The organism is Janthinobacterium sp. BJB446 (assembly GCF_002735655.1).
GTDB lineage: Bacteria > Pseudomonadota > Gammaproteobacteria > Burkholderiales > Burkholderiaceae_D > Janthinobacterium > Janthinobacterium lividum.
Genome location: NZ_PDZK01000001.1, coordinates 1,312,142 through 1,335,494, shown reverse-complemented (window position 1 = coordinate 1,335,494; position 23,353 = coordinate 1,312,142). Strand labels below are relative to the sequence as shown.

At 64.5% G+C, this 23,353-nt stretch carries 21 protein-coding genes; 4 read left to right on the top strand and 17 right to left on the bottom strand.

Annotated features, from left to right (window positions below; translation table 11 throughout):
• Nucleotides 1-65: 65 nt before the first annotated feature.
• The 5 genes from CSQ92_RS05875 to CSQ92_RS05855 form a co-directional block, all read right to left on the bottom strand.
• Nucleotides 66-470, bottom strand: a complete 405-nt coding sequence (locus CSQ92_RS05875) for a hypothetical protein (protein ID WP_143450288.1) — start codon at nt 468-470, stop codon at nt 66-68.
• Between the two features lie 20 nt (nt 471-490).
• Nucleotides 491-1,012, bottom strand: a complete 522-nt coding sequence (locus CSQ92_RS05870; protein WP_099393514.1) for a hypothetical protein — start codon at nt 1,010-1,012, stop codon at nt 491-493.
• Nucleotides 1,013-1,080: 68 nt separating this feature from the next.
• Nucleotides 1,081-2,028: a hypothetical protein gene (locus CSQ92_RS05865; protein ID WP_099393513.1), complete on the bottom strand. Its 948-nt coding sequence runs from the start codon at nt 2,026-2,028 to the stop codon at nt 1,081-1,083.
• Nucleotides 2,029-2,035: 7 nt separating this feature from the next.
• On the bottom strand, nt 2,036-3,571 hold the full coding sequence (locus CSQ92_RS05860; protein WP_099394595.1) for a hybrid sensor histidine kinase/response regulator: 1,536 nt from the start codon (nt 3,569-3,571) through the stop codon (nt 2,036-2,038).
• Nucleotides 3,572-3,582: 11 nt separating this feature from the next.
• Entirely contained in the window at nt 3,583-4,413 is an 831-nt protein-coding gene (locus CSQ92_RS05855; RefSeq protein WP_099393512.1) for an alpha/beta fold hydrolase, read from the bottom strand.
• A gap of 238 nt (nt 4,414-4,651) precedes the next feature.
• Between CSQ92_RS05855 and CSQ92_RS05850 the strand changes: the two genes are divergently transcribed.
• The gene (locus tag CSQ92_RS05850) at nt 4,652-5,911 is read left to right on the top strand and encodes a PepSY-associated TM helix domain-containing protein (protein WP_099394594.1); all 1,260 of its coding nucleotides are present in this window, start codon (nt 4,652-4,654) and stop codon (nt 5,909-5,911) included.
• Nucleotides 5,912-6,233: 322 nt separating this feature from the next.
• Nucleotides 6,234-8,537 carry a TonB-dependent receptor gene (locus CSQ92_RS05845; RefSeq protein WP_257219134.1) on the top strand — a complete coding sequence of 768 codons (2,304 nt, stop codon included), beginning with the start codon at nt 6,234-6,236 and terminating at the stop codon, nt 8,535-8,537.
• Here the strand turns inward: CSQ92_RS05845 and mdcH are convergent.
• The 9 genes from mdcH to mdcA all read right to left on the bottom strand — a co-directional run bounded on the left by mdcH (nt 8,534) and on the right by mdcA (nt 15,851).
• Entirely contained in the window at nt 8,534-9,472 is a 939-nt protein-coding gene (gene mdcH / locus CSQ92_RS05840; protein WP_099393510.1) for a malonate decarboxylase subunit epsilon, read from the bottom strand. The genes CSQ92_RS05845 and mdcH overlap by 4 nt on opposite strands.
• The gene (locus tag CSQ92_RS05835) at nt 9,469-10,086 is read right to left on the bottom strand and encodes a malonate decarboxylase holo-ACP synthase (protein WP_099393509.1); all 618 of its coding nucleotides are present in this window, start codon (nt 10,084-10,086) and stop codon (nt 9,469-9,471) included. The genes mdcH and CSQ92_RS05835 overlap by 4 nt, the downstream gene beginning before the upstream one ends.
• On the bottom strand, nt 10,086-10,850 hold the full coding sequence (madM, locus tag CSQ92_RS05830; protein WP_034781494.1) for a malonate transporter subunit MadM: 765 nt from the start codon (nt 10,848-10,850) through the stop codon (nt 10,086-10,088). The genes CSQ92_RS05835 and madM overlap by 1 nt, the downstream gene beginning before the upstream one ends.
• A complete protein-coding gene (madL, locus tag CSQ92_RS05825) occupies nt 10,843-11,271 on the bottom strand; it encodes a malonate transporter subunit MadL (RefSeq protein WP_070288196.1) in 429 nt (142 codons plus the stop codon). Before madL ends, madM begins: the two co-directional genes overlap by 8 nt.
• A 61-nt stretch (nt 11,272-11,332) precedes the next feature.
• Entirely contained in the window at nt 11,333-12,145 is an 813-nt protein-coding gene (mdcE, locus tag CSQ92_RS05820; RefSeq protein WP_099393508.1) for a biotin-independent malonate decarboxylase subunit gamma, read from the bottom strand.
• On the bottom strand, nt 12,142-12,996 hold the full coding sequence (locus tag CSQ92_RS05815) for a biotin-independent malonate decarboxylase subunit beta (protein WP_099393507.1): 855 nt from the start codon (nt 12,994-12,996) through the stop codon (nt 12,142-12,144). Before CSQ92_RS05815 ends, mdcE begins: the two co-directional genes overlap by 4 nt.
• The gene (locus CSQ92_RS05810) at nt 12,993-13,301 is read right to left on the bottom strand and encodes a malonate decarboxylase subunit delta (RefSeq protein ID WP_099393506.1); all 309 of its coding nucleotides are present in this window, start codon (nt 13,299-13,301) and stop codon (nt 12,993-12,995) included. Before CSQ92_RS05810 ends, CSQ92_RS05815 begins: the two co-directional genes overlap by 4 nt.
• Nucleotides 13,288-14,178 carry a triphosphoribosyl-dephospho-CoA synthase gene (locus CSQ92_RS05805; protein WP_373606015.1) on the bottom strand — a complete coding sequence of 297 codons (891 nt, stop codon included), beginning with the start codon at nt 14,176-14,178 and terminating at the stop codon, nt 13,288-13,290. Before CSQ92_RS05805 ends, CSQ92_RS05810 begins: the two co-directional genes overlap by 14 nt.
• Entirely contained in the window at nt 14,178-15,851 is a 1,674-nt protein-coding gene (gene mdcA / locus CSQ92_RS05800; protein WP_035818452.1) for a malonate decarboxylase subunit alpha, read from the bottom strand. Before mdcA ends, CSQ92_RS05805 begins: the two co-directional genes overlap by 1 nt.
• Nucleotides 15,852-15,970: 119 nt before the next feature.
• On the opposite strand from mdcA, the gene CSQ92_RS05795 reads away from it, so the two are divergent.
• On the top strand, nt 15,971-16,903 hold the full coding sequence (locus CSQ92_RS05795; RefSeq protein ID WP_070279472.1) for a LysR family transcriptional regulator: 933 nt from the start codon (nt 15,971-15,973) through the stop codon (nt 16,901-16,903).
• Nucleotides 16,904-17,079: 176 nt separating this feature from the next.
• Here CSQ92_RS05795 and CSQ92_RS05790 read toward each other — a convergent pair whose 3' ends face one another.
• Genes CSQ92_RS05790 through CSQ92_RS05780 form a run of 3 tightly spaced genes read right to left on the bottom strand, consistent with a single transcriptional unit; the run spans nt 17,080 to nt 21,962 of the window.
• Nucleotides 17,080-18,909, bottom strand: a complete 1,830-nt coding sequence (locus tag CSQ92_RS05790) for a glycoside hydrolase family 15 protein (RefSeq protein WP_099393504.1) — start codon at nt 18,907-18,909, stop codon at nt 17,080-17,082.
• Between the two features lie 3 nt (nt 18,910-18,912).
• Entirely contained in the window at nt 18,913-19,674 is a 762-nt protein-coding gene (otsB, locus tag CSQ92_RS05785) for a trehalose-phosphatase (protein ID WP_099393503.1), read from the bottom strand.
• Nucleotides 19,674-21,962 carry an alpha,alpha-trehalose-phosphate synthase (UDP-forming) gene (locus tag CSQ92_RS05780; RefSeq protein ID WP_180276946.1) on the bottom strand — a complete coding sequence of 763 codons (2,289 nt, stop codon included), beginning with the start codon at nt 21,960-21,962 and terminating at the stop codon, nt 19,674-19,676. Before CSQ92_RS05780 ends, otsB begins: the two co-directional genes overlap by 1 nt.
• Nucleotides 21,963-22,200: 238 nt before the next feature.
• Between CSQ92_RS05780 and CSQ92_RS05775 the strand changes: the two genes are divergently transcribed.
• Nucleotides 22,201-23,316, top strand: coding sequence for a mechanosensitive ion channel family protein (locus CSQ92_RS05775; RefSeq protein WP_034781527.1), 1,116 nt, complete (start codon nt 22,201-22,203; stop codon nt 23,314-23,316).
• Nucleotides 23,317-23,353: the final 37 nt, after the last annotated feature.

Sequence of the window (23,353 nt, the reverse complement as noted above, 5' to 3'; positions counted from 1 at the left end):
TATTCCCAGCGAAAAGAATTGCGCAAATTATACGATAGCGACCACCCGCCACGCGCATGCCGACCTTAGGCGTCGATCCACGCAAACAACGCCTTGTCCGGCGTGGCGGATTGGTGCCAGGTCGATTGCAACTCCATCAGAAATCCGGCCAGATCGAAGGGATTGACATCCAGCCCGCTCCATGGCGCCGTCTGCGCCCATGCCACCGCGATATCGGCCAAGTCGTCGGCCGCCAGCCGCTCGAGAGCCTGTCCCATGGCCTGCGCAAACACGTAAAGCTCACGCCCCGGGATAGACACGGGCCTGATGACAGGCGCTGCCGAGTGGGTCAGCAATTGCCCCAGCGACGCAAAATCCAGTTCGCCGGGCAAGACAATGCCCGTAACGGAAAAGGAGTCAAAGGCATCTTGCCAGCTGGCACATGCGCGCATCTCGGCATCGGAACAGACAAAAATATCGATTTTTTTCATATTGCAGCCATTTGGCACAATCAAACGCTTGCCGCATCATGTTGGTTGGATGTCGCGCGGCTGTATTCGCGCTCGAACGCGGCCATGTTCTCCGCCTGCGACCACAGGCTGGCGATATAGTGAAATTCTTCCTCGAACGGCTGCTCGAAATCGGCCACGTCGATCGCGTATTCGCAATTGCGGCTCAGCATGACCAGCCAGTCGGGATAATCGAGCGCCGGGTACAGGCGGGTAAATATGGCATCGAGCGACGACACGCTTTCCTGGCCCGCCAGATAGGCGGCGCGCAGTTCGACGATGTATTTGCCAGCGAGGAATTCCTCCTCCACGCGCGCGTCGCCACGGTAGCGTCCGATGATGGCCTCGGCCAGCGGCAGCACCTCGTCGCGGCCACGGGCGCTGGCCAGCAGCACGATATTCAGGTCGTCACCCTCCTGGTCCAGGCGCAAGCGCTCCACGGCCCAGTCCACGCACCTGTCGGCATGGCCAAATCCCATGCGCAGCTGGAATACAGCGATTTCAAGCTCTGTCAGTTGTTCCATGTCTTTCCATCTATTACCGGTAACGGTCACACCGAGCATATTTCAATTGCATCCCGCCCCCCCATGTCTCAAGCCTTTTTTGCGCGAATACCACTATCGCGCACGAATGACAGCCAGCGCGACCATCTCCCCGGCAGGCCATCGTTGTCCGCAGATTCGCGCCAACAGTCGTCATAGGGCCACAGATCATCATGCGCTTTCGTGCTGCTGACCAAGCATCGCTGCGTCAGCAGCTCAACTCTTTCCCCCAAGGTCAACTCCGAGGAGCTCCCTGCATCTGCCGTTTTTGCCGTCAGAACGTGCTTGCCGTCGACATTGTAAAATCGCGTGTCGTCCAAGATATAGTCGCGGCGGAAAGACGTGCGCCATTGCGAATTGCCACCCCACCCATGCGACAGGTCGTTGACAGGTCGCCCCTTGCGTCGGTCAGCCCAGTACAGCGTCGATGCATCGGCGATACCTGGCTTGAAGACTGTCTTGCCAGCGCAGACATCCACGCCGCCACGCGAAAACAGCATGTTGCCAAGCATGACGCACGGCCATCGCCACGCCATGATCGCAGCAGGCGCACGCGCAGACTCAGCAGGCTTGAGTTCCACTATCTCATGATAAAAAGGCGAAAATTGTGCTGGCCGCAATACCGTCATCCCCAATGCCTCGACAAACGCCTCATACTCAGCGAGCAACAGCGGCGGTCCGGCCCAGCCTTCCCCATTGCCGCGCTCCTGTTGCAGGGGCAAGACCAGCACCTGGCATATGCGGCTGAACGCATGCAGTGCCCACAACTCCTCTTTGCTCGCCGACGGAACAGGGTTTCCTTGCCTTTGCGCAAATGAACGCAGCCAGGCCAACGCATGCGGATTATCGTGCAACCAAGGAATGAGCAGGTCTGCATACACGCCATCGCCTTCATAATCGAGCAAGGCATCGTGTAGCGCGCGGGCGTCATCGGACAAGTCAAGCAGATCCCATTTTTCCTGTATCACGCTCTGGAACAATTGCTGTTTATGCTGCATATATCGCTTACCCCGCCTGCAGCATCTTTTGCAGCACCGCATCGAGCTCATAAAAATCCACGGGCTTGGTCAGGTGCAAATCAAAGCCCGCATCGGACGCCATCTGGCGATCCTTGTCCTGGCCCCAGCCCGTGACGGCCACGAGGATGGCATCCTTGCCGCAGGGTTCACTACGCAGCAGCCGTGCCACGTCGTAGCCATTCATGTGCGGCAAGCCGATGTCGAGCAATATCACTTGCGGCATGAAGCTGTGCGCCGCCTCCATGCCGGCCGTGCCGTCGTAGGCCGTGCGCACGTCATAGCCGAGGATGTCGAGCGCCAGCGCCAGGCTTTCGGCCGCGTCGGCGCTGTCGTCGATCACCAGCACCTTGCCTTCGCGCGTGCCGGCCAGCAAGCGGCGGTTGGGCTCGGGCGGCGCCAGCAGAGGCACGGCCGGCAACGGCAGGCGCAATACAAAGGTGCTGCCCTGCCCCACGCCATCGCTGTGCGCGCTGATGCTACCACCATGCAATTCGGCCAGGCCCCGCACGAGAGACAGGCCGATGCCCAGGCCGCCCTGGGCCCGCGCCAGGGCCGGCTCCAGCTGCGAAAACAGCTCGAACACCTTGTCCAGGTGCCCGGGTGCGATGCCGATGCCCGAATCGCGCACGGTAATGTGTACTTCGTTTGCCGTGCAGGTCACCTCCAGCCCGATGACGCCATTGGCGGGCGTGTACTTGACGGCGTTGGTCAGCAGGTTGGCGATCATCTGCCCCAGGCGCGTGGCATCGGCGTCGAGCCAGATAGGCTGCGGCCATTGCTCCACGAGCACTTTGTGGCCGGATTGCGCGGCCAGCTCCGCCACGCTGTGCAGGGCCGCTTCCACCACGGGCGCCAGTTCCACGCTGGCGCGGCGCAGTTCCAGACGGCCCTGCGTGATGCGCGACACTTCCATCAAATCGTCGACCAGGTGCGTCATGTGCCCCACTTGCCGGCCCAGCACGTCCCGCGCCCAGCACAGTTGCGGGTCGTCCAGCTGCGTCAGGCGCAGCACTTCCAGCACATTGCGCATGGGCGCCAGCGGGTTGCGCAGCTCATGCGCCAGGGTGGCCAGGAACTCGTCCTTGCGCCGGTCGGCGGCCGCCAGCTGCTCGTTGAGCTCGCCGGCCTCCTTGCGCGCCAGCTGCAGCTGCTGTTCGTATTTGCGCCGGTCGCTGGCGATAAAGACGGCGATCTCGTCATAACGCACGCCCTCGTGCACGCGGCGCACGGCGTTGAACAGCATGGGGATGGATTGCCCCTGGCGCTGGCGCATGTCGAGCAAGATTTCCGACACGCTGCCCTGCACCTGCATCAGGGGCAGCCAGTGCGTCTGGTGGAATACGCGCCCGCCGATGGTCAGCAAATCCTGTAATGTCTTTTTCCCGAGCAATTCCCCGGCGCCATAGCCGAGCCAGCCACAGAAGGTGGCGTTCGCCTGCACGATGGTGCCATCGGCCGTGCACAGCAGCAAGCCGCACGCCGCGTGCTGGAACAGGGTACCGGTATCAGGCAGGGAAGGCATCGTGTCGCGCATTACAGGTGCAGGCCATCGAGAAAATGACGGATGGTGCGGTAGCTGGCGTCGGGCACGCTCATGTGCGGACAATGGCCCACATTCTCGATCACCTGCAGGCTGCTGTGCGGCAGCATCCGGCGCAGGTACTCGCCCACGGGCAGCGGTGCGATGAAGTCGTCGCTGCATTGCACGATCAGGGCAGGCGTGCTGTTGTGCGGCAAGACGGCGCGGTGGTCGGACAAAAAAGTGGTTTGCGCGAAATGCCGGGCGATGGCCGGATCCGTGCGGCAAAAACTGTTCACCAGGTCTTGCCCCAGCGCCGGCTGGCCGGGCGCGCCCATGATGGCGGGCGCCATGCCGGCGGACCAGCCCAGGTAATTGCTCTCCATGGCATCGAGCAAGTCATCGATATCGGCACGGCTGAAGCCGCCCCGGTAGCCGGCCGCCGCATCGTCGACATAGCACGGCGACGGCGCAAGCATGACTTGCGCGGCGAACAGATCCGGCTCGGCGATCGTCGCCAGCAAGGCGCTCATGGCGCTGACGGAATGGCCGATGCAAATCACGGGGCCGCCGCCGACCACATGGATGACCTGGCGCAAATCGGCCCCATGCGCGTCGAGCCGCGCATAGGTATCGAAATCATAGGCGGCCAGGTCCGAAGCGCCGCTGCCGACCAGGTCGAACAGCACGGTGCGGTAGCGCGCACGAAACAGCGGCTCCAGGTAGCGCCACATGGTTTGATCACAGCCAAAGCCGTGCATGAACACCATGGTAGCTGCCGCGCCCGCCTGCGGTGCACCGCTGCGTTCGCTAATGCGGACATTGTTCCTATCTTCTATGCGCATGCCGCTTCAGCCTTGAATATTTCCACATGGAATGTAAATTAACTTCTTGCTAGCATCTTAGCATGCGCTATTTAACATTGGGCAACACCATTGGCGCTGGACAAACGCTGCGCCACGGCGGATAATGAGAACGATTCCCATTATCAAAATACCAGGCCCGTGCCTGGCTTTTCCCTGTGCGCCCCGGTGGCGCCCGCTGGCGGCAACAAGCCGGTTTTATGTTGAAGGTTTGTACCGCATGCGCGCTTTCTGGACTGTCATACACCGCTGGGCCGGTCTTACCATCGCCCTCTTCCTCATCGTTGCCGGCCTCACGGGCGCCGTCACGTCATGGGACCATGAACTGGATGAATGGCTCAACGCCGACATCATGGACACGCCGGGCCGCGGCCCCCTGCAGCAACCATTTGCGCTGGCGCAAAAAGTCGCTGCCGCCGACCCGCGCGTGGAAGTCAATTACATGACCCTGGGCCTGGAAGAAGGCCATGCGGCCGCCTTCATGGTGCGCCCGCTAACCGACCCGGCCACGAACAAACCGTTCGTGCTCGACTACAACACCGTCTACATCGACCCCGTCACGGCGCAGATCACGGGCACGCGCGATTCGACGGCCATTTCCCTGTCGCGCCGCAGCCTGATGCCGTTCTTGCGCCATCTGCACTACAGCCTGCACGTGCCCGCCTTCTGGGGCACGGACCGCTGGGGCTACTGGCTGATGGGGAGCGTCGCCCTGATCTGGCTGCTCGACAGCATGGTGGCGTTCTACCTGACCACGCCGCGCCGCTTGCGCCCGCGCGCGCAAGACGAAACGCCGCGCCACCGCGATGCCGCCAGTTGGTGGCAGCGGTGGAAACCGTCGTGGGTGCTGCGCTGGGCGGCCGGCGGCTACAAGCTCAATTTCGATCTGCACCGCGCGGGCGGCCTGTGGGTGTGGATAATCATTATTGTCGTCGCGTTTACGTCGTTCTCGCTGAACCTGTACCGCGAAGTGTTTTATCCCGTCATGTCGCTGGTCTCCACCACCACGCCGGGGCCGTACGAAACCCAGACGCCGGCGCCCTACGGCACGTATATCACGCCCGTGATCGGTTTCGAGCAGGCGGTGGAGATCGCCAAAAAGCAGGCCGCGCAGCGCGGCATCACCTCGCCCATCGGCGGCATTTATTATGGCGGCAACTATTCGTTCTACAACGTCTCCTTCTTCGACCCCGCCGACGAATTCGGCGCGGCCGGCATGGGCCTGTCGAACCTGTACGTCGACGGCATGGATGGCAGCATCATCGGCCAGCACAAGCCGTGGGAAGGCACGGCCGCCGACGTCTTCGTGCAACTGCAGTTCCCCCTGCATTCAGGCCGCATCCTCGGCTTGCCCGGGCGCATCATGATGTCCTTCATGGGCGTGATGGTGGCCATGCTGTCCGTGACGGGCATCGTCATCTGGGAGAGGAAACGGCGCGCGCGCCGGCTGCAGGCGAAAAAGCCAGCAAACTTCACCTGAAGCAGCGACTCCATCACGGCGCAGGCGGACCAATGCAGTCTGCGCCGCATACCTTGCCAGCGGCCTGATCACGCGCAACGCACAAGGCCAGCACACCTCCCCACTTTACAACCCAGTAGCCGGCACATGCCGGCTGCCTGCGCTGCGCAGGTTCCGTGCGCCAGTCCGCTGACACCATCAAATGCAGTTTACTTGCAATAGCGTCAGGCGCAAGCTATTATTGCAACTCAATTGCATTTGCACCTTCACGCCGGGCCTGCGTCCAGCACCACCTTCCGCCTTTTTAGAAAGTCCTATGCGCCATCACGTATTCGCAGCTGCCATGCTGTCCACTGCCCCGCTCGCTTACGCGGCGGACGACGTCACCCTGCAAACCATCAAGGTCCGGGCAGACCGGCCTTCCAGCATCGACAGCGTCGTCCTCGTCGAGAATACGCAAGCCCAGAACCGGACCTTGGGCGGCATGCTCGAACATGTCTCGGGCGTGCAAAGCAGCGCCTTCGGGCCGAATGCGGGCGCGCCGGTGATACGCAGCCTGAGCGGCAGCCGCGTGCAGATCCTCGAGGATGGCCAGTCCATCCTCGGCATGAATGCGCTCAGCGGCGACATCAACATCCCGTTCGATCCGCTGTTTGCGCGCAGCGCGACCGTCAACAAATCGTCGGACGCCGTGCGTTTCGGCGGCAATGCGATTGGCGGCAGCGTCGACGTGGATTCCGGCCTCATTTCCAGGAAGATGGAAAGCAAGGAGAAGGACCTGGAATTTGTCCTGCGCAAGGGTTTCAACGATGCCAATGCCCAGGGCTTGCGCATGAACTTCAACGATGGCAAGCACTTCTCGACGAATCTGCAACTGTCCTTCCAGAAGATCGGGCATTACGATATTCCCGGCAACAGCAAGGCCAGCGTGTGCAACAGCCAGCTGTTTCCCTTGAAGGGCGGCGTGAATACCTTCCTGGCCGACAGTTGCCAGAAGGAAGCGCGCATTCAGCAAATCTACAACAAGGCTTCACAACCGTTTATCGACCAGTTCATGACGGAAAATCCGGACTGGGCAGATGGAGACTTTTCCTTCTATACCAATCAGCCGACGTCCGTCTGGCAGCGCAAGACCTACGTCAATCCGGCCAACCCCGCTTACGTGCCCGGTACGCCGTCGACGATCCAGAACAAGATCAACAAGGACGTGACCCCGGACTACCACGGCACCCTGGGCAACAGCTATGCCAGCAATTCCCATTTTGCCGTCGGCAGCACCTACTTTTTCAACCGTGGCTACGTGGCCGTCAGCATCGATACCAAGAATAGCGAGTATGGCGTGCCGGGTTTTTCCATGGAAAACAAGTCTTTCGGCGCGAACTATGACGAAGGACTGCCCGTCGGCGTGGTGATAGAGCAAGATAAATATGCGCTGGAAGCCAATCTGCTCGACCCCGTCGCGTACATTGAAAGCGCGCAACTACGCGTGTCCCACCTGAGCAATGCCTCGGGAGAACGCCTCGGTGCGGCCAAGGCGAATGACTACCAGTTCGACACCAATCAGGCCGAGCTCCTGCTGGCGCACCGGCGCGCAGGGCCATTGAGCGGCTTGCTTGGCCTCAGCCATAAAGCCAGGGATATCGCCGGCAGCGGCCCGCAGCTTTACCTGCCCGATGCGAGCACGACCAGCCGCGCGCTGTTCGTCAAGGAAAGCCTCGACGTCGACTGGGCCACCTTCGACGCGGGCTTGCGCCATGAAAAAGTGGAGCACGAGATCCGCAAGAGCGGATTCAAGACGTCGAGGAATGCGAGCAATTCCCGACTCGAGGACAGGTCGTTCAGCCTGAACAGCTACAGCCTGGGCGCCTCGGCCAAGCTTGGCCAGCTGTTCGGCGCGAAGCTGCGCTATGCCTCCTCGGAAAGAGCACCCGACGTCAATGAGTTGTATGCGAGCAACCGGCACTATTCGATCATGACCCAGGAAGAAGGCAACCAGGACTTGAAGGCGGAGCGCGCTCGAAATACCGAACTCACCGCCCTGTTCGGCAATCGCGGCTTTGCCATGTCGGCAACGGGCTATGTCATGAAGTACGAGAACTATCTCTACCTTGGACACTCGGGCGCCCAGATGGCCAATCGCCTGCCCTTGAAATATTGGAAGCAGACCGATACGACGGTCAAGGGATTCGAGATCGACGCCTCCCAGGTCATACAGCTTGGCAGCTACGGAAAACTGAACCTGTCCGCATTTGCCGACCTGGTCAAGAACAAGGCGGACAACCCCGACAAGCTGCGCGCGCACAACGATGGCGCGTATCTGCCCAACATGCCCACCAACCGCTATGGCGCGAATCTGCTGTGGGAAAACATGGGGTGGAAGGCCAGGCTGTCCGGCACCCGGTATGACAAGCAAAAGTACCTGGGCAAGAGTGTCAGCGAGGAAGTGCCGCTCGACGGCTACACCATGGTGAACTTCCAGGTGAGCCGCGCGCTGCAGGTGCCGAACTCGCCGTTTGCAGGCATCGACGTGTTCATCAGCGGCACCAACCTGCTCGATGACGATGCCCGGCCGCACAATTCTCCACTGAAATACATCGCGCCCTTGCCGGGCCGTGGATTCCAGATTGGCTTGAGCGCCAGGCTTTAAGGCACGGCGCCGTTGCGCTCCCGCTGTACCAGCGCCAGCAGGCTGTCGCCCCGGTTGCCTTCGCAGCAGATGGCCACGCCGTCCGTGAAGTCGGGCGCCGTCAGCCGCGTCAGGACGCTGCCGGGCGGCATTTCCAGCGCCAGGCGGGCGCCCCGCTCCCACGCCAGGCGCACGGTACTGCTCCACTGTACGCGCTGGGCCATGTTGGCCGCCAGGCTGTCGCGGATGCGGGCCGGGTCGAACAGCGCGCGCGCCGCGCTGCTGCTCAGATAGACGAGCGATGGCCGGCGCAGGGCCACGCCCTCGAAGGCGGCGGCCATGTCGCCCGCGGCGGCCTCCATCAACGGGCAATGCGACGGCACGCTGACGGCCAGGCGCTTGGCCTTGCTGGCGCCGTGCGCCAGGGCCAGCGCCATCACAGCTTGCAAGGCGGCTTCGCTGCCGGCAATGGCGATCTGGCGCGGCGCATTCAGGTTGGCGACATACACGGGCGTAGCTGCGCCGTGCACCTCGGCCAGCACGGGTTCGAGTTGCGCCAGATCAAGCCCGATGATGGCCGCCATGCCGTAGCCGTTGGGATATGCCTGCTCCATCAGCTCTCCGCGCCACGCCACCAGGCGCAAGGCATCCGCATAATCGAGCGCGCCGGCGACGACGGCCGCTGCATACTCGCCGATGGAAAAGCCGGCCACCATGTCGGGCAGCGCGCCGCGCGCCGCCAGGGAACGCGCCATGGCCACGCCCGCAATCAGCAAGCACAGTTGCACGGCCCGCGTCGACGCCAGCGCGGCAGCCGTGTCCAGCGCCAAAGGATCGTGGCCCAGCACGCCCGCAGCTTCGGCCAAAGCCCCCGCCACGGCCAAGTCGTCGGGCAGCGCATGCAGCATGCCCGGATACTGGGCGCCCTGGCCCGGAAAGGTAAACAACACGCTCATGCCAGCTCCCAGGGCGTGGCCGTCAGCACGGGACCGTGATCCGTTTTCAGCAAGACCTTGCCCCGGCCCGCCGCCCACTCGGCATACGCAAAGCCGCCACTGCCCGTGTCGATCTGCAGATCCAGCCGGCACGCCGTGACAGTCGCCGCGATGGTACGCAGGGCGCCGGCCTGCGCGGCGTCCGGCGGCGCGGCGATGCGCAGCACGAGATCGAGGTCGCTGTCGGCGCGCAGCACAGGCAAGCCGCTGGCCAGGGCGAAGCCCACGCCGCCCGTTGGCCCCCAGGCCCAGCCCGTGGCGTCGAGCAGCGGCGCCACCTGCCGCAGCGCACCGAGCGCAGTACAGTCAAAACCGGACGACGGGGTATGCGCCAGCCGCGCCAGCATTTCCGGCGTGACGCTACGCACGACGGCGGCCGCGTCTATTTCAAACCCGTGCCGCTCGCTGCGCAGCCGGCCGCGCAAGCCCACGGGGATGCGCCCGGGCGCGCTACTGGCGCGCCGCACCACCAGCGGAGCCGCCTGCAGCCACACTGCATCGCACCAGGCGGGCAAGGATGCGCCGTCCGGCAGGCCGGATACCCATAGCAAGTCATGCGCGCGCCAGGCTTCCATCAGGCCACCACCGCCTTGACGGCAAAGAACAGCAACGATGGTCCCAGCAAGCAGCCCAGGCCCGTGTGAAACGTGGCCACCAGCGCGCCATACGGCACCAGCTTGCGGTCCGTGGCGGCCAGTCCGGCCGACACGCCGCTGACGGTGCCGGCCAGGCCGCCGAAGACCATCGCCGAACGCGGCGTTTTCAGGCGCAAAAAGCGCGCCGCGGCGGGCGTGCCCACCATCACCAGGATAGCCTTGATGAGGCCTGCCGCGATGCTGAGCGCCATGACGTCGGAGCTGGCGCCGATGGCCGCGCCCGTGACGGGGCCGACGATGTACGTGACGGCGCCGGCGCCGATGGTGGTCATGCTGACGGCGTCCGAATAGCCAAAGGCATAGGCGACACCGGCGCCAACGAGGAAGGGCAGCACCACGCCCAGCACCAGCGCCACCAAGCCGATCAGGCCAGCCTTGCGCGCTTCCGTCGCCTGCACTTCGAAGGCCGTGGCGACGATGGCAAAATCGCGCAGCATGGCGCCGCCCATCAGGCCGATGCCGCCGAACAGCGACAAATCGGCCAGTCCCTTGTGGCCGCCGCTATGCACGCCGCCCCAGTAAGCGAGGCCCAGGCCGATCACGATGGCGATGGCCGAGCCGTGCACGCGGCCGAAGGTCAGGTACTTCGACAGGGCGATCGACAGCAGCATGATCAGGCCGACAAAGGCGAATGCCGTCACCAGGCCATTGTGGATGGCGGCTTTTTCAAAGATTTCAAGCATGACGGTGCTCCTTCATCAACATCGAGTCGGCTTGCACGCGGTCAGCTTCAGCGGCAGCGATTGCAGCAGGGCTTTCCGAACGGTTAATCAGCGAAATCACGGCGCCGCAAACGAGCACGGAACCGATGGCGGCCAGCACGGCAACCGGCCCGCCGCGCAGGGCCGCCACCACGTCCTGCTGCGCCGCCATCGCCACCACCACGGGAATATACATGGCGCCCCAGTATTCGACGCCCCGCTCCGTCATCTGCGGCAGCCACGCGCGGCGCTGCATATAGAGCCGGGCGCAGATCAATAGCAGCATGGCGATGCCCACGCCGCCCACGTTGGTCTTGACGCCCATCAGCTGCCCGAGCAGGTCGCCCAGGAAGATGCCGAGCAAATGGCACAGGGCCAGCAGTGCGGTTCCGTAAATGATCATGATTGTCTCCGTTATAGGAATAGGAATGACTTGATGTCTTCTCTTTTGATGCACCATCCGCCTACCACTGCTGCCCCAGCACCTCCCTTACTTTTGCCGACGCCTGGCGGTGCGGCGCGCCCAGACGGCTGGCCAGTCCCCGTTCCGGATCGGTGCGGATATCACTTAGCGCCGCCTGCAGGCTGGCGTCGACGGCGGCCGTATCCTGCGCCGACGGATCATCGGGCTGCGCCACCTGCAAGGTTTGCCACAACAGTCCCAGGCTGGCGTAGTTCCTGATGTCGTAGGCCATCGGCGCGATGGTCGCGGCCAGCGCTTCGAGCGCTGCCACGGTGCGCAGGGTGATGCGCGCCGCCGACGCCTTGCCCATGGCGTGCACCATCACTTGCGGATCGTCGAGCGCGACCAGGCGGTTGGCCTGGTAGCCGTGCGCGAGGAACGCGCCCGACATGGCCTTGCCGACGATCAGGCCGATCACGGGATGGCCGGCCAGACGCGCCTCGGCGTAAGCCCCCGCCGCGCCGGCCAGCGCCTGGTGGATGCCGTACGCTTCCTCGCGCCTGCCATAGGCCTGGCTGGCCACGTCGATGACGGCGACGATGGGCCGTTTCACGGCCAGCGCGCGGTCCTCGGCAACCACCTGCTGCACCGCGCGCGCCAGCTGCCACGCCTCGGCCAGGCCGATTTCTCCCGTGCGGGCACGCGCAAAACGGTTGTCCGGGTCGGGTAGCACGGCGAGGTAGCGCGCCGGCTCCCCCACCAGCGGCGCGTCGACCACGCGCACGGAAGGCGGATAGCCGTCCAGCGGCGCAGCGTTGTTCGTGAGTGCCGCCAGCCAGACGGCGCCGCGGCTCGTATCGGTGATGGCGTTCATGCTGCTGCTCCTTTGCTGTAGATCAAACGCACGGCTTCCGGCGTGGCTTGCGGGCCCGCGTCCACTTGCGCCAGGCGGGCCAGGAAGACGTCTGCCTGGTCGCTGCGGTGCTGCGCCGGCACGCCGCGTGCGAACAATGCGGCCACGGTGGCGCGCATCTGCGCCGTGTCGTCTTCCACATAGGCGTCGGCCAGGCCGCTGTGGAAGCGCTGCTCGCCGCCCGTCAGGCTCCAGATGAAGGGCTTGTTGCGCGAGTCGAATTCGTCCACGCCCGCTTCCTGCTCGATCACGGCCGGGCCGTTGAGACCCAGCCGCGCCTCGCGCGTGACGACCAGATAGCTGCACAGGCCCGCCGCGATCGACATGCCGCCGTAGCAGCCCACGGTGCCGGCGGCAATCCCGATGACGGGCTGGTAGCGGCGCAGGTCGACGATGGCCGCATGGATGTCGGCAATGGCAGCGAGGCCCAGGTTGGCTTCCTGCAGGCGCACGCCGCCCGTCTCGAACAGGATCACGGCCCGCGTCGGCACGCCATTGCGGTTATCGCGCGCCGCCAGTTCCAGCGCCCCGGCGATCTTCGCGCCGCCCACCTCGCCCATGCTGCCGCCCTGGTAAGCGCCCTCGATGGCCAGCACCACGGCCGGCTGGCCGTCGAACAGCCCCTTGGCCACCACCACGCCGTCGTCCGCCTGCGCCGTGACGCCTTGTTTCGGCAGCCAGGGCGAAGCGATGCCGTAGAACGGGTCGAGCAGTTCGCGCATGCTGCCATCATCCAGCAAGGCCCTGGCCCGGCTGCGTGCGCCCCGCTCGATGAAGCTGTCGCGCTCCAGCAATTCCTTCAAGGTACTCATGCCGCCCTCCCCGCTTGCAATTCTTCATAGGCTTGCTCGATGCGCATGCGCACCACGCCCGGCGTGGCGCCGCAGTCGTTGATGATGATGGTCGCCGCCGGCAGCGGCTCGCCGCCGAACACGCGCTGCAACAGCGCATCCCATACAGCACCCTTGCCGTCGACGGAGGTGTTGACGACGATGCGGATCACGCCGTCGTCGCCCGGCTGCAGCAGCACTTCCAGGTCGCCCGAGCCGACGACGCCGGCCAGGGCGCGCCCCGATGCCGGTGGCCCGGCCGGGAATGTATAGTCACGCGTTTCCATGCGCTTCTCCTTCTGTCAATCGGTCGAGGAACAGGGTGGCCGCCAGCAAGTCCGCCGCGCCGCCCGGCGACACGCCGCGCGCCAGCGCCACCGCTTCCAGCGCCAGCAGCGCCTCGGCGCCGGCGGCAGTGGCCGCGCCGCCGGCGGCCAGCACCCGCGCCGCTCCCGTCTGCAACGCCAGCAAGGCAGGCTCGCCGCCGCGCGACAGCACGCAGGTGTCGTCCAGGCCGCTGAGAATGGCCAGCAAGGCGTTCAGCCGCGCCGTCGTTTCATTGTCGCCGCGCAGCCGCGAGGCGTGCAAGGCGGGCAACCCGGCGCCCGTCACCAGGGGAAAACCGGCGCGGGCCTGGCCCCGCGCGCCATCGACCCGATACTGGCGGCACGCCAGCTCGCCCTTGTTGCCGGTGGCACCAGGCGCGCCGCGGTCATGCAAGCGGGCCAGTGCGCCGGCCCGCGCCGCCACGACGTGCGGCGCCAGCGATGCGCCCCTAGCCCCCTGCTGCGCCGCCGCCGTCACCAGCAGGCCCAGCGCCCAGATGGCGCCCCGGTGCGTGTTCACGCCGCCCGTGGCTGCCAGCATCAGCGCCTCGCCATCGCGGCCGATGGCGCCGATGCGCTGGCGCAGCAGGTCGTCGTCTTCACTCTGCGCGCCGGCGTCGGCCATGGCTTGAAACACGGGCTCCAGCACGCAAGCCGACTGGCACATCAGGGCCCAGTTCAAGTCCGCATGGGCGCCACGGCTGCGCAAATCGACCAGACCCGGTTTCGGCGTCAGGGTCACTTCATCGAGCAGCGCCTGCAGCACTTGCCGACCCAGCGCGGCGGCGCGTTCCCGCACCGGCACTGTCATCATCATTGTCGTCATCATTGTGCTCATTACCAGCTCCTGAATTTGGCGGGCGGTTGATACAGGCCGTCGGACCATTCGACCAGGTCGGCGATGCTTTTCGCGGCCAGCAGCGAGCGGTTCGCCGCGCCGCGCTGCACGCCGATATCCTCGGGCAGCGCGATCAGGCCATCGGCGCGCAGTTTGGCCGTCGTCTTCGGGTCGTGGCGCAGGCCGATGGGCGTCACGCCGGCCACGGCCGCCAGCATGGCCTTGCGCTCGTCCAGCGAACGGGCCTTGTACAGGTAGGCGATGCCCTCTTCCGTCAGCACGTGGGTGACGTCGTCGCCATAGATCATGACGGGCGCCAGCGGCATGCCGCTGGCCTGGCCCACGGCCACGGCGTCGAGCGATTCGACGATGGTCGGCTGGCCGCCGTCCTGGAAGGTTTCGACCATCTGCACCACCAGCTTCTTGCCGCGCGCGAGCGGGTCGTCCGTCTCGATCAGGTCCAGCCAGGCGGGCGTCGGGTGGCGCCGGCCGTGCGGATCGTGGCCCATATTGGGCGCGCCGCCGAAGCCGGCCAGGCGGCCATTCGTCACGGTCGACGAATTGCCCAGACCATCCATCTGCAGGGTGGCGCCGATGAACAGGTCGACCGCGTACTGGCCGGCCAGCTGGCACAGGGCGCGGTTCGAGCGCATGGAGCCGTCGCGGCCCGTGAAGAACACGTCGGGCCGCGCGGCCGCATAGCCTTCCATGCCCAGCTCCGCGCCGAAGCAGTGCACGCTCTCGACCCAGCCCGTCTCGATGGCGGGGATCAGGGTCGGATGGGGGTTGAGCACCCAGTTGCGGCAAATCTTGCCCTTCAAGCCCAGCTGCTCGCCATACGTGGGCAAGATCAGTTCGATGGCGGCCGTATTGAAGCCGATGCCGTGATTGAGCGACTGCACCTGGTGTTTTTCATACACGCCGCGGATCGCCATCATGGCCATCAGCACGTGCACGGGCTTGATCACGCGCGGGTCGCGGGTAAACAAGGGTTCGATGAAGAACGGTTTGTCGGACTGCACGACGAAATCGATCCACGAGCCGGGCACGTCGACGCGCGGCAAGTCGCTGACGTCGTCGACGATCTGGTTCACCTGGGCGATAACGATGCCGTCGCGAAAGGCGGCCGATTCCACCAGCGTGGGCGTATCCTCGGTGCTGGGGCCCGTGTACAGATTGCCCTGGCGGTCGGCCATGTAACCGGCCACCATGACGACGTTGGGCGTGAGGTCGACGAACAGCCGCGCATACAGCTCGATGTAGGTATGGATGGCGCCCACTTCCAGCAAGCCATCCTGCAGGAACTGGGCGATGCGCAGGCTTTGCGTGCCGGCAAACGAAAAATCGAGCTTGCGGGCGATGCCCCGCTCGAACAGGTCGAGGTGCTCGGGCAGGCTGACGCTGGGCATGATCAGGTGCAGATGGTGGATCTTATCGGGATTGACCTGGGTCAGCATGCGGGCGAGGAAATCGGCCTGCTTCTGGTTATTGCCTTCGAGGACGACGCGGTCGCCCGGCGCAAGCAGCGCTTCGAGCACCGCGACCATGTCGCCCTGTTGCAGCACGGGGCCGCTCGCGTACTGGCGCACGGCCTCCAGGCGGCGGCGCTTCTCGGTGCGCCGCGTGTCCCATTGTTTTTGCCGCTGCCCTGGCGCTGCTGTGGCGGTTGACATCTTGCCTCCGGAATGAGCTATCGAACCCCGACGATAGAGCGAAAACGGAACCGCGACAATCAACCTGCTACCATGTTCATTACCCTGAAGTTAATGAACTCACGATAATCACGGTGATTATGGCCATCAACGAAGAAATTACCCTGAAAAAGCTGGAAGTGTTTCTCAGCTTCATGGAATTGAACAACCTGGCCCGCGTGGCCGATGCGCTGGGCCAGAGCACCGTCAGCGTGCACCGCGCCCTGCATTCGCTGGAAGACGGCTTGCGCTGCCCCCTGTTCAAGCGCGAGGGCCGCAGCCTGATCCCCCTGCATGCGGCCTACACCTTCGCCGAATCGGCGCGGCGCGCGCTGGCAGAGTGCGAGGAAGGCGTGCGCAAGGTGCGCGAAATGTCGGGCATCAATCCCGTGCGCCTGAAGATCGGCTCCCTGTATTCATTGACCCTGCACTGCATCCCGCAACTGGTGATCGCCCTGAAGCTGCGCCGGCCGGGCCTGGACATCGACCTGACGCTGGGATCGAACCGCGAACTGCTGCAAAGCCTGGCCGATGGCAGGCTGGACGCCATCATCGTCGGCGTGCAGGAAGACGAGCAGCATGCGGGCCTCGTGGCCGTGCCCCTGTTCCAGGACGACATCTTCCTGGCCGCGCCGCTGGCTTCGCCCTATGCGGGGGCCGCTTCCGTGGATTTGCAGGCGCTGCGCGACGACAAATTCGTCACGCTCAACGAGGGTTTCGTCACTTCGCAAAGCTTCAACCATGCATTCGAGCTGGCGGGATTCGTGCCCGACACGGCCATGCGCGTGGGCGACATCTTCTCCCTGATCAACCTGGTGAGCGGCGGCATCGGCTACAGCCTGCTGCCCGGCCGCGTGCGCGCCTTCAGCTCCCGCATCGAACTGATTCCGCTGGACGCGCGCTACGGCTCGCACCAGCAAATCACCCTGCTGATGCTGAGCAGCCGCGAGCGCGACCCGAATCTGCTGGCACTGGCGGCGGAATGCAGGTTGTATGGGCGGCGCGAGCCTGCTCTACCCAAGACTTTGACTTAACATCTAAACAATGGCAAAGCAAACCATGGCCCGAACCCTCAACCCGGGCTCCCCGGGCCCAGCGGACCTGAAAAATGCCCAGGGCAAGGCGCGCGGGCGCAGACAGTACGAATGTACGGCAAGCCCAAGCAACGCAGCCATGGGCATTTTCTCAGGCCCGCGATCCAGGCCCGCACTTAAATAGCACTATCCCAAGGCGCCGACAACCTCACCGCGCAGTTGATGAGGCCCACCATCGAGTAAGTCTGCGGGAAATTCCCCCACATCTCTCCCGTCACGGGATGCGTATCTTCCGACAGCAAGCCCAGGTGGTTGCGCGCCATCAACATCGTTTCGAAGATTTTCCTTGCTTCATCTTTCCTGCCGATGCGGGCCAGGGCGTCGATGCGCCAGAAGGTGCAGATGTTGAAGGCCGTTTCCGGTTTGCCGAAGTCGTCGGGCGCTTCGTAGCGGCGCATGTAGGGGCCGTCGCACAGCGATGCTTCCAGCGCATCGACGGTGGCGATGAAACGCGGGTCCATGGGGTCGATGAAATTGACTTCCGCCATCAGCAGCACGGACGCGTCCAGGTCGCGCCCACCCAGGCTTTCCGCGAAGGCCTGGCGCTCCTCGCTCCACGCTTCGCGCAGCAACCTTTCGCGGATCAGCACGGCGCGGCTGTTCCAGTGGTCGGCGCGGTCCGGCAAGCCCAGCTTGTGCGCGACCTTGGCCAGGCGGTCGCAGGCCGCCCAGCTCATCAGCATGGACGAGGTATGGACCCTCGCCCGCGTGCGCAGTTCCCACATGCCCGCGTCCGGCTCCGCATGCAGGCGGAAGGCCTGGTCGCCCACGGCTTCCAGCGCGGCGAACTCGGCTTTTCCCGCCCGGTGGAACAAGCGGTGGTCGAGGAAGGCCTGCGCCGCGCCTAATACAATGTTGCCGTAGACATCGTGCTGGAAGTGTTCCTGCGCCTGGTTGCCGACGCGCACGGGGCCATTGCCGCGGTAGCCGGGCAAGTGGTCGAGCATGGATTCGGGCAACTGCTCTTCCAGGCCGATGCCGTACAGGGGCTGGATGTGGCCGCCTTTCGAGCGGGCGACGATATTCGTCAGCCAGCGCAAATACTCTTCCATCGTGCCCACTTCCGACAGGCTGTTCAACGCCCGCACGACGAAGAAGGCGTCGCGCAGCCAGCAGTAGCGGTAATCCCAGTTGCGGCTGCTGCCGGGCGCTTCCGGAATGCTGGTGGTCATGGCGGCGATGATGGCACCCGTGTCCTCATATAAAGACAGTTTCAGGGTGATGGCGGCGCGGATGACCACGTCCTGCCATTCCAGCGGCACGGCCAGGCGCCGCGTGTAGGTGCGCCAATAATTGATGGTTTCCTTTTCAAAGATGCGCGCCGTCTCGTCTATGCCGCCGGCCAAGGTTTCATCCGGGCCCAGCAGGAAGTTGGCCGTGCCCCCAAGCACGAAATACGTTTCGCTCAGTACATAATTGAGCGACACATCCGTGTTCAGGCGCAAGGTCTGTTCCGGCCCCACGTAGCGGATGTGGTGGCTGCCCTGCGTGATCTGCGGCGCCAGCTTGCCCCAGTCGTAGCGGGGGCGCAGGCGCACCCGGATGCGCACGGCATGATCGAGCGGCCGCACCCGGCGGATCAGCATCAGCGGGCGGAACATGCGGTCGCGGCTGAGGAATCGGGGCGCGAAATCCGTGATTTCCACGCCGCGCCCATCCGTGTCGTACAGCCGCGTGCGCAGCACGGCCGTGTTCGGCTCATAAAACTGTTCGCTGCGAGCAAAGTTTTCAATGTCGATGGCCCACACGCTGCCGTTTTCCGTGGCGTCCAGCAAGCCGTTGAAGACGGGATCGCCATCGAAACGGGGCAGGCAGGACCAGACGACCTGCCCCGCCTGGTCGATCAGCGCGCTGAAGGCGCAATTGCCCACCACGCCGCAGTTGAGGGATGCTTGCGCGGACGCGCCGCCGGGGGTGTCATCAGCTTGTTCAGTGGATATGGTCATCGGCTACTCCTTGAAAGGCGATACGGACGCGGCCAGCAGCGCGGCGCGCAAGGCGCCCGGGCTGGCCAGGCGCAGGGTGGCGGCGCTGGGGCCCTTGCCCACTTTCACGCCCTGCCCGCCTGCTAGTTGAACATAGGCAAAGCCTGCCTCGTCGGTGGTGTCGTCGCCCGCAAACACGGGCCGGCGGCCGGCGAATGGGATTTCCTGCATGAAGGCGGCAATCGCGCCGCCCTTGTCGGTGGCGGCCGGCTTGGCTTCCAGGACCATTTTGCCATGCAACAGCAATACCCCCGGGCACGCTTGCACGGCCGCCGTCATTTCCTGCAGGCACAATTGCTCAAGTTCGGGCGCCAGCCGGTAATGCAGGGCCACGGCACCGCGCTTCTGCTCCACCAGCAAACCGGGGTACCTCGCCGCCAACGCCTGCGCACGCGCCAGCACGGGCGAGACATCGGGCGTGGCCGCCACATGCAGCACGCCATCGGCGCCGCGCCGCTCCACGCCATGCACACCGGCAACCGGCAGGGTCAAGGGCGCCAGCATGGCATCGAGCTGGACTATGGGACGCCCGGAAATGAGGGCCAGCGCGCCGCCGTGGCGCTCGGCCAGCAGCGCCAGCGCTTCAACCACGCCCGCTTCCAGGCGCACGCCATCGGGCGTGGACGCCAGGTCGACCAGGGTGCCGTCGAAGTCGAGGAAGACGGCTGTGCCAGGTGTACCCAGCAGTTGCAGCAAGGCCGCGCTATCGTCAGGGGTATCGTCCATCAGATCCCCTTGCGCCGCTTGATGCGGCTGTGGGCGTCGATCTTGGTCATGACCTTGTCGCGCTGGCGCAAGCGGGCCGCGTCCAGCAGCATGCGCCCGGCCCAGCGGTAGACATTGAAATGTTTCACACGGGCCCGCATGCTCTTCATCCGCTCGCGCTGCTCCACGGGCGGCATCACAAGGGCGCGGTACAGGGCATCGGCGCCCTGCTCGATGTGATACGGGTTGATGATCAGCGCTTCATGCAGCTCGCGCGCGGCGCCCGTAAATTGCGACAGCACCAGCACGCCCAGCTCGTCGTCGCGCGCGGCGATGAATTCCTTGGCCACCAGATTCATGCCGTCATGCAAGCTCGTCACCATGCACACTTCCGAGGCGCGGAAATAGCGCTGTAAATCGTCCTGGCCGTGGTGCTCGGCTTTCAGCAGGATGGGCACGTAATCTCCGCTGCCGAAGCGGCGGTTGATGCGCTCGACCATCTTGCGCACGCGCGCGTCGAAGCTTTGATATTCATCGAGCGAAGCGCGGCTGGGGGCGGCGATTTGCACAAAGGTAAAATTGCCCACCATGCCAGGCTGCTGTTCCAGCATGCGCTCGACGGCCTGGAAGCGCTCGACGATGCCCTTCGTGTAGTCGAGGCGGTCCACGCCGATGCCCAGCAAATGGTCTTGGGACACGCCCAGCTCGCTGCGGATTTGCGCGCGGCAGGTGGCTACGTCCGGCTGCGCCGGATTGTCTTCCGGCCATGCGATGGAAATCGGGTAATCCTCGACCTGCGTCATCTCGCCGCCATAGGAAATCGTCGACGCTTCCGGCTCGATGCGCGTTTCCAGGTAGCGGTCCACCGTTTCCAGAAAATTCTTGCGGTGGAATGGCGTATGGAAACCGAGGATGGTGCTGCCCAGCAGGCCGTCGAGGATTTCTTCGCGCCAAGGGCAAATGCCGAACGATTCCGAGTTCGGCCAGGGGATATGCCAGAAAGTGATGATCGTCGCTTTCGGCAAGGCTTCGCGCACCATGCGCGGCAACAAGGCAAAGTGGTAATCCTGCACCAGCACGACGGGATTGTCCGTCTTCGCCTCCGCGATCACGGCGTCGGCGAAGCGGCGGTTGACCTTCACGTACTGCTCCCAGTCGGACGAGCGGAACACGGGGCGCACGTGGGCGATATGGCACAGCGGCCACATGCCTTCATTGGCGAAGCCATAATAGTAGCCCTGCTCTTCCTCGTCCGTCAGCCACACGCGGCGCAAGGTATAGCTGGGATTGTCCGGCGGCACTGGCACGTGGTCGAGCTTATCGACCGTCTCGCGGTCGGCGGAACCGGCGCCGTGCGCGATCCACGTGCCGGAACAGGCGCGCATCACGGCTTCCACGGCCGTCACCAGGCCGCTGGCGGGACGCTGCACGGTGACGCCGGCATCTGTTTTCGTGTGGATATACGGTTCGCGGTTCGACACGACGAGCACCTGGTCGCCCTGCAAGTCCGCTTCCAGCAAGGCGCGCAGCTTGTCCGGCGTCCAGTCGGACGACCAGCCGTTGTCGCCCTGGCGTTCCAGGTGGTATTCCTGCAGCAATTCGCGCAAGTCGCCGATCAGCGGCTGCATTTCCGGCGGCGGCGCGGGCGCCGCGGCGGGCGCCGTAGCGGCGGCCACTGCCCCATTACTTTTCGGCAGCAATTCGCCCCGTAGAATATCCTTCACGGCCGACAGCCAGCCGCGCCAGCTCAAATGGGCCACGAACACGGTCATCAGGGAAATCAATACGGCCAGCACGGCCAGGAAGGCAAAGATGAAGCGCTTGGTATCCGTATTGCGGCGCTCGACAAAGCTCATGTCCTGCACCAGTACCAAACGGCCCAGCTGGGATGCATCCTGCATGACGGGCGTTTCGCTGATGTGGACTTGCCCTTGCGGCAATTGCGCCAGGGATTTGTACAGGCCGCCCGTGGAAGGCGTGCTCCAGCAGCCGATGGAAGCGGGATATTGCGCGGACTGGTAAACCAGGTGGCCCGCGTTGTCGCAAAAGCCGATGGCGATCAGGCGTTCGTCGCGCGTGGCGCCCTGGAACAGTTCGCCGATGCGGGTGGCATCTTGCGCGGGCAGGTATTCGGTGAGCGAGGGCCGGAGGGTTCCAGCGAGCAATTCTGCCCGGCTGTCGAGGTCGCGCACATACCAGCGCAGGGTGATATTGTCGAGCAGGGGTACCACAATATAAGCAAACAATCCCAGCACCAGAGCCAGTGGCAGGATGAAGCGCAAGGACATTCGGAGTGATCGTACTATCATCGTTTTCCTTTGCAAAAACAAAAAGCATGGCAAGTATGACTATGTTTCCACTGCGGCGACGCCCGTTTGCTTTCCGTATTGAAATATCAACATGGCATGGCGCAGCGCAGCAATTTCTTCCAGTATCCACCTTGACGCAGGTCTTATCCGTACGGCAACGCACGCCCCCGTTACGCCATCTGCCCGTAAAATACCCGCTTCCGACATCCCCCCCACCAATTTCAAGGAGTTTTCGCCTATGGATCTCAGCACGTTCCACTCGCTGATGGGAGGCCCGCTGCGCTCGGCACTGACCGTGTTCGTTTCCGCCCTGCTCGTCACCGTGGTCGCCATCGGCGTGCACCGGGCCGGCATCAGCCTGCTGAAAAGACTGGCCAATGGCCGCCCATTCACCACCAATGCCACGCGTGTGGCCTTCCGCGCCAGCCAGCTGTGCGTGATCGTCTTCGGCCTGCGCATGGTGCTGGCCGGCGCGCCCGACGACACGCCGGGGCTGGTCGCCATGTCGCATATCACCAGCGTGGCGCTGATCATCGCGCTGACCTGGCTGGCCATGCAATGCATCCAGGCGCTTTCCATCACGATTTCCGAAGTCAACCCCGTCGACGTGGCTGACAACCTGCGCGCGCGCCGCCTGATCACCCAGGCCCGCGTGCTCACGCGCAGCGCGCACGCCATCGTCGTGATCCTGGGCCTGGCCTTCGTGCTGCTGACCTTGCCCGGCGCGCGGCAGATCGGCGCCAGCCTGCTGGCCTCGGCCGGCGTGGCGGGCCTGGTGGCCGGTATCGCCGCCCGTCCCGTGCTCGGCAATTTCATTGCTGGGTTGCAAATTGCATTTTCGCAACCCATCCGCATCGATGACGTTCTGATCGTCAATGGCGAATGGGGCAAGGTCGAAGAAATCAAGGGCACGTATGTCGTCGTGCGCGTGTGGGACGAGCGCCGCCTGATCGTGCCGCTGCAATGGTTCATTGAAAACCCGTTCGAGAACTGGACGCACAGCTCGTCCACCCTTCTGGGCACGGTGTTCCTGTGGCTCGATTTCAGTATCCCGCTCGAACCGCTGCGCGCGGAACTGACGCGCATCTGCGAGTCCGCCACGCAATGGGATGGCCGGGTCTGCACGGTGCAGGCGACAGATTCGAACGAGCGGGCCGTGCGCGTGCGCTTTCTGATCAGCGCGGCAGATTCAGGCCTGGCCTTCGAGCTGCGCTGTATCGTGCGCGAGCAGATGCTGGCATTTATTACGGCCCACTACCCGCACGGCCTGCCCCGTTTGCGCTCCACGCACGACCCCATCGAGCTGCACGCCATGCAGGCGCAGAACGACAGCGTGTCACTGCACAAGGCTTGAAAAACCTGCGGCGCGCTGCCCTTGCCCGCGCGCCGCT

Bases quoted from the DNA above. Each gene is read 5' to 3' on its own strand.
- CSQ92_RS05875 (WP_143450288.1), bottom strand. From the start codon at position 470: ATGAAAAAAATCGATATTTTTGTCTGTTCCGATGCCGAGATGCGCGCA.
- CSQ92_RS05870 (WP_099393514.1), bottom strand. From the start codon at position 1,012: ATGGAACAACTGACAGAGCTTGAAATCGCTGTATTCCAGCTGCGCATG.
- CSQ92_RS05865 (WP_099393513.1), bottom strand. From the start codon at position 2,028: ATGCAGCATAAACAGCAATTGTTCCAGAGCGTGATACAGGAAAAATGG.
- CSQ92_RS05860 (WP_099394595.1), bottom strand. From the start codon at position 3,571: ATGCCTTCCCTGCCTGATACCGGTACCCTGTTCCAGCACGCGGCGTGC.
- CSQ92_RS05855 (WP_099393512.1), bottom strand. From the start codon at position 4,413: ATGCGCATAGAAGATAGGAACAATGTCCGCATTAGCGAACGCAGCGGT.
- CSQ92_RS05850 (WP_099394594.1), top strand. From the start codon at position 4,652: ATGCGCGCTTTCTGGACTGTCATACACCGCTGGGCCGGTCTTACCATC.
- CSQ92_RS05845 (WP_257219134.1), top strand. From the start codon at position 6,234: ATGCTGTCCACTGCCCCGCTCGCTTACGCGGCGGACGACGTCACCCTG.
- mdcH (WP_099393510.1), bottom strand. From the start codon at position 9,472: ATGAGCGTGTTGTTTACCTTTCCGGGCCAGGGCGCCCAGTATCCGGGC.
- CSQ92_RS05835 (WP_099393509.1), bottom strand. From the start codon at position 10,086: ATGGAAGCCTGGCGCGCGCATGACTTGCTATGGGTATCCGGCCTGCCG.
- madM (WP_034781494.1), bottom strand. From the start codon at position 10,850: ATGCTTGAAATCTTTGAAAAAGCCGCCATCCACAATGGCCTGGTGACG.
- madL (WP_070288196.1), bottom strand. From the start codon at position 11,271: ATGATCATTTACGGAACCGCACTGCTGGCCCTGTGCCATTTGCTCGGC.
- mdcE (WP_099393508.1), bottom strand. From the start codon at position 12,145: ATGAACGCCATCACCGATACGAGCCGCGGCGCCGTCTGGCTGGCGGCA.
- CSQ92_RS05815 (WP_099393507.1), bottom strand. From the start codon at position 12,996: ATGAGTACCTTGAAGGAATTGCTGGAGCGCGACAGCTTCATCGAGCGG.
- CSQ92_RS05810 (WP_099393506.1), bottom strand. From the start codon at position 13,301: ATGGAAACGCGTGACTATACATTCCCGGCCGGGCCACCGGCATCGGGG.
- CSQ92_RS05805 (WP_373606015.1), bottom strand. From the start codon at position 14,178: ATGAGCACAATGATGACGACAATGATGATGACAGTGCCGGTGCGGGAA.
- mdcA (WP_035818452.1), bottom strand. From the start codon at position 15,851: ATGTCAACCGCCACAGCAGCGCCAGGGCAGCGGCAAAAACAATGGGAC.
- CSQ92_RS05795 (WP_070279472.1), top strand. From the start codon at position 15,971: ATGGCCATCAACGAAGAAATTACCCTGAAAAAGCTGGAAGTGTTTCTC.
- CSQ92_RS05790 (WP_099393504.1), bottom strand. From the start codon at position 18,909: ATGACCATATCCACTGAACAAGCTGATGACACCCCCGGCGGCGCGTCC.
- otsB (WP_099393503.1), bottom strand. From the start codon at position 19,674: ATGGACGATACCCCTGACGATAGCGCGGCCTTGCTGCAACTGCTGGGT.
- CSQ92_RS05780 (WP_180276946.1), bottom strand. From the start codon at position 21,962: ATGATAGTACGATCACTCCGAATGTCCTTGCGCTTCATCCTGCCACTG.
- CSQ92_RS05775 (WP_034781527.1), top strand. From the start codon at position 22,201: ATGGATCTCAGCACGTTCCACTCGCTGATGGGAGGCCCGCTGCGCTCG.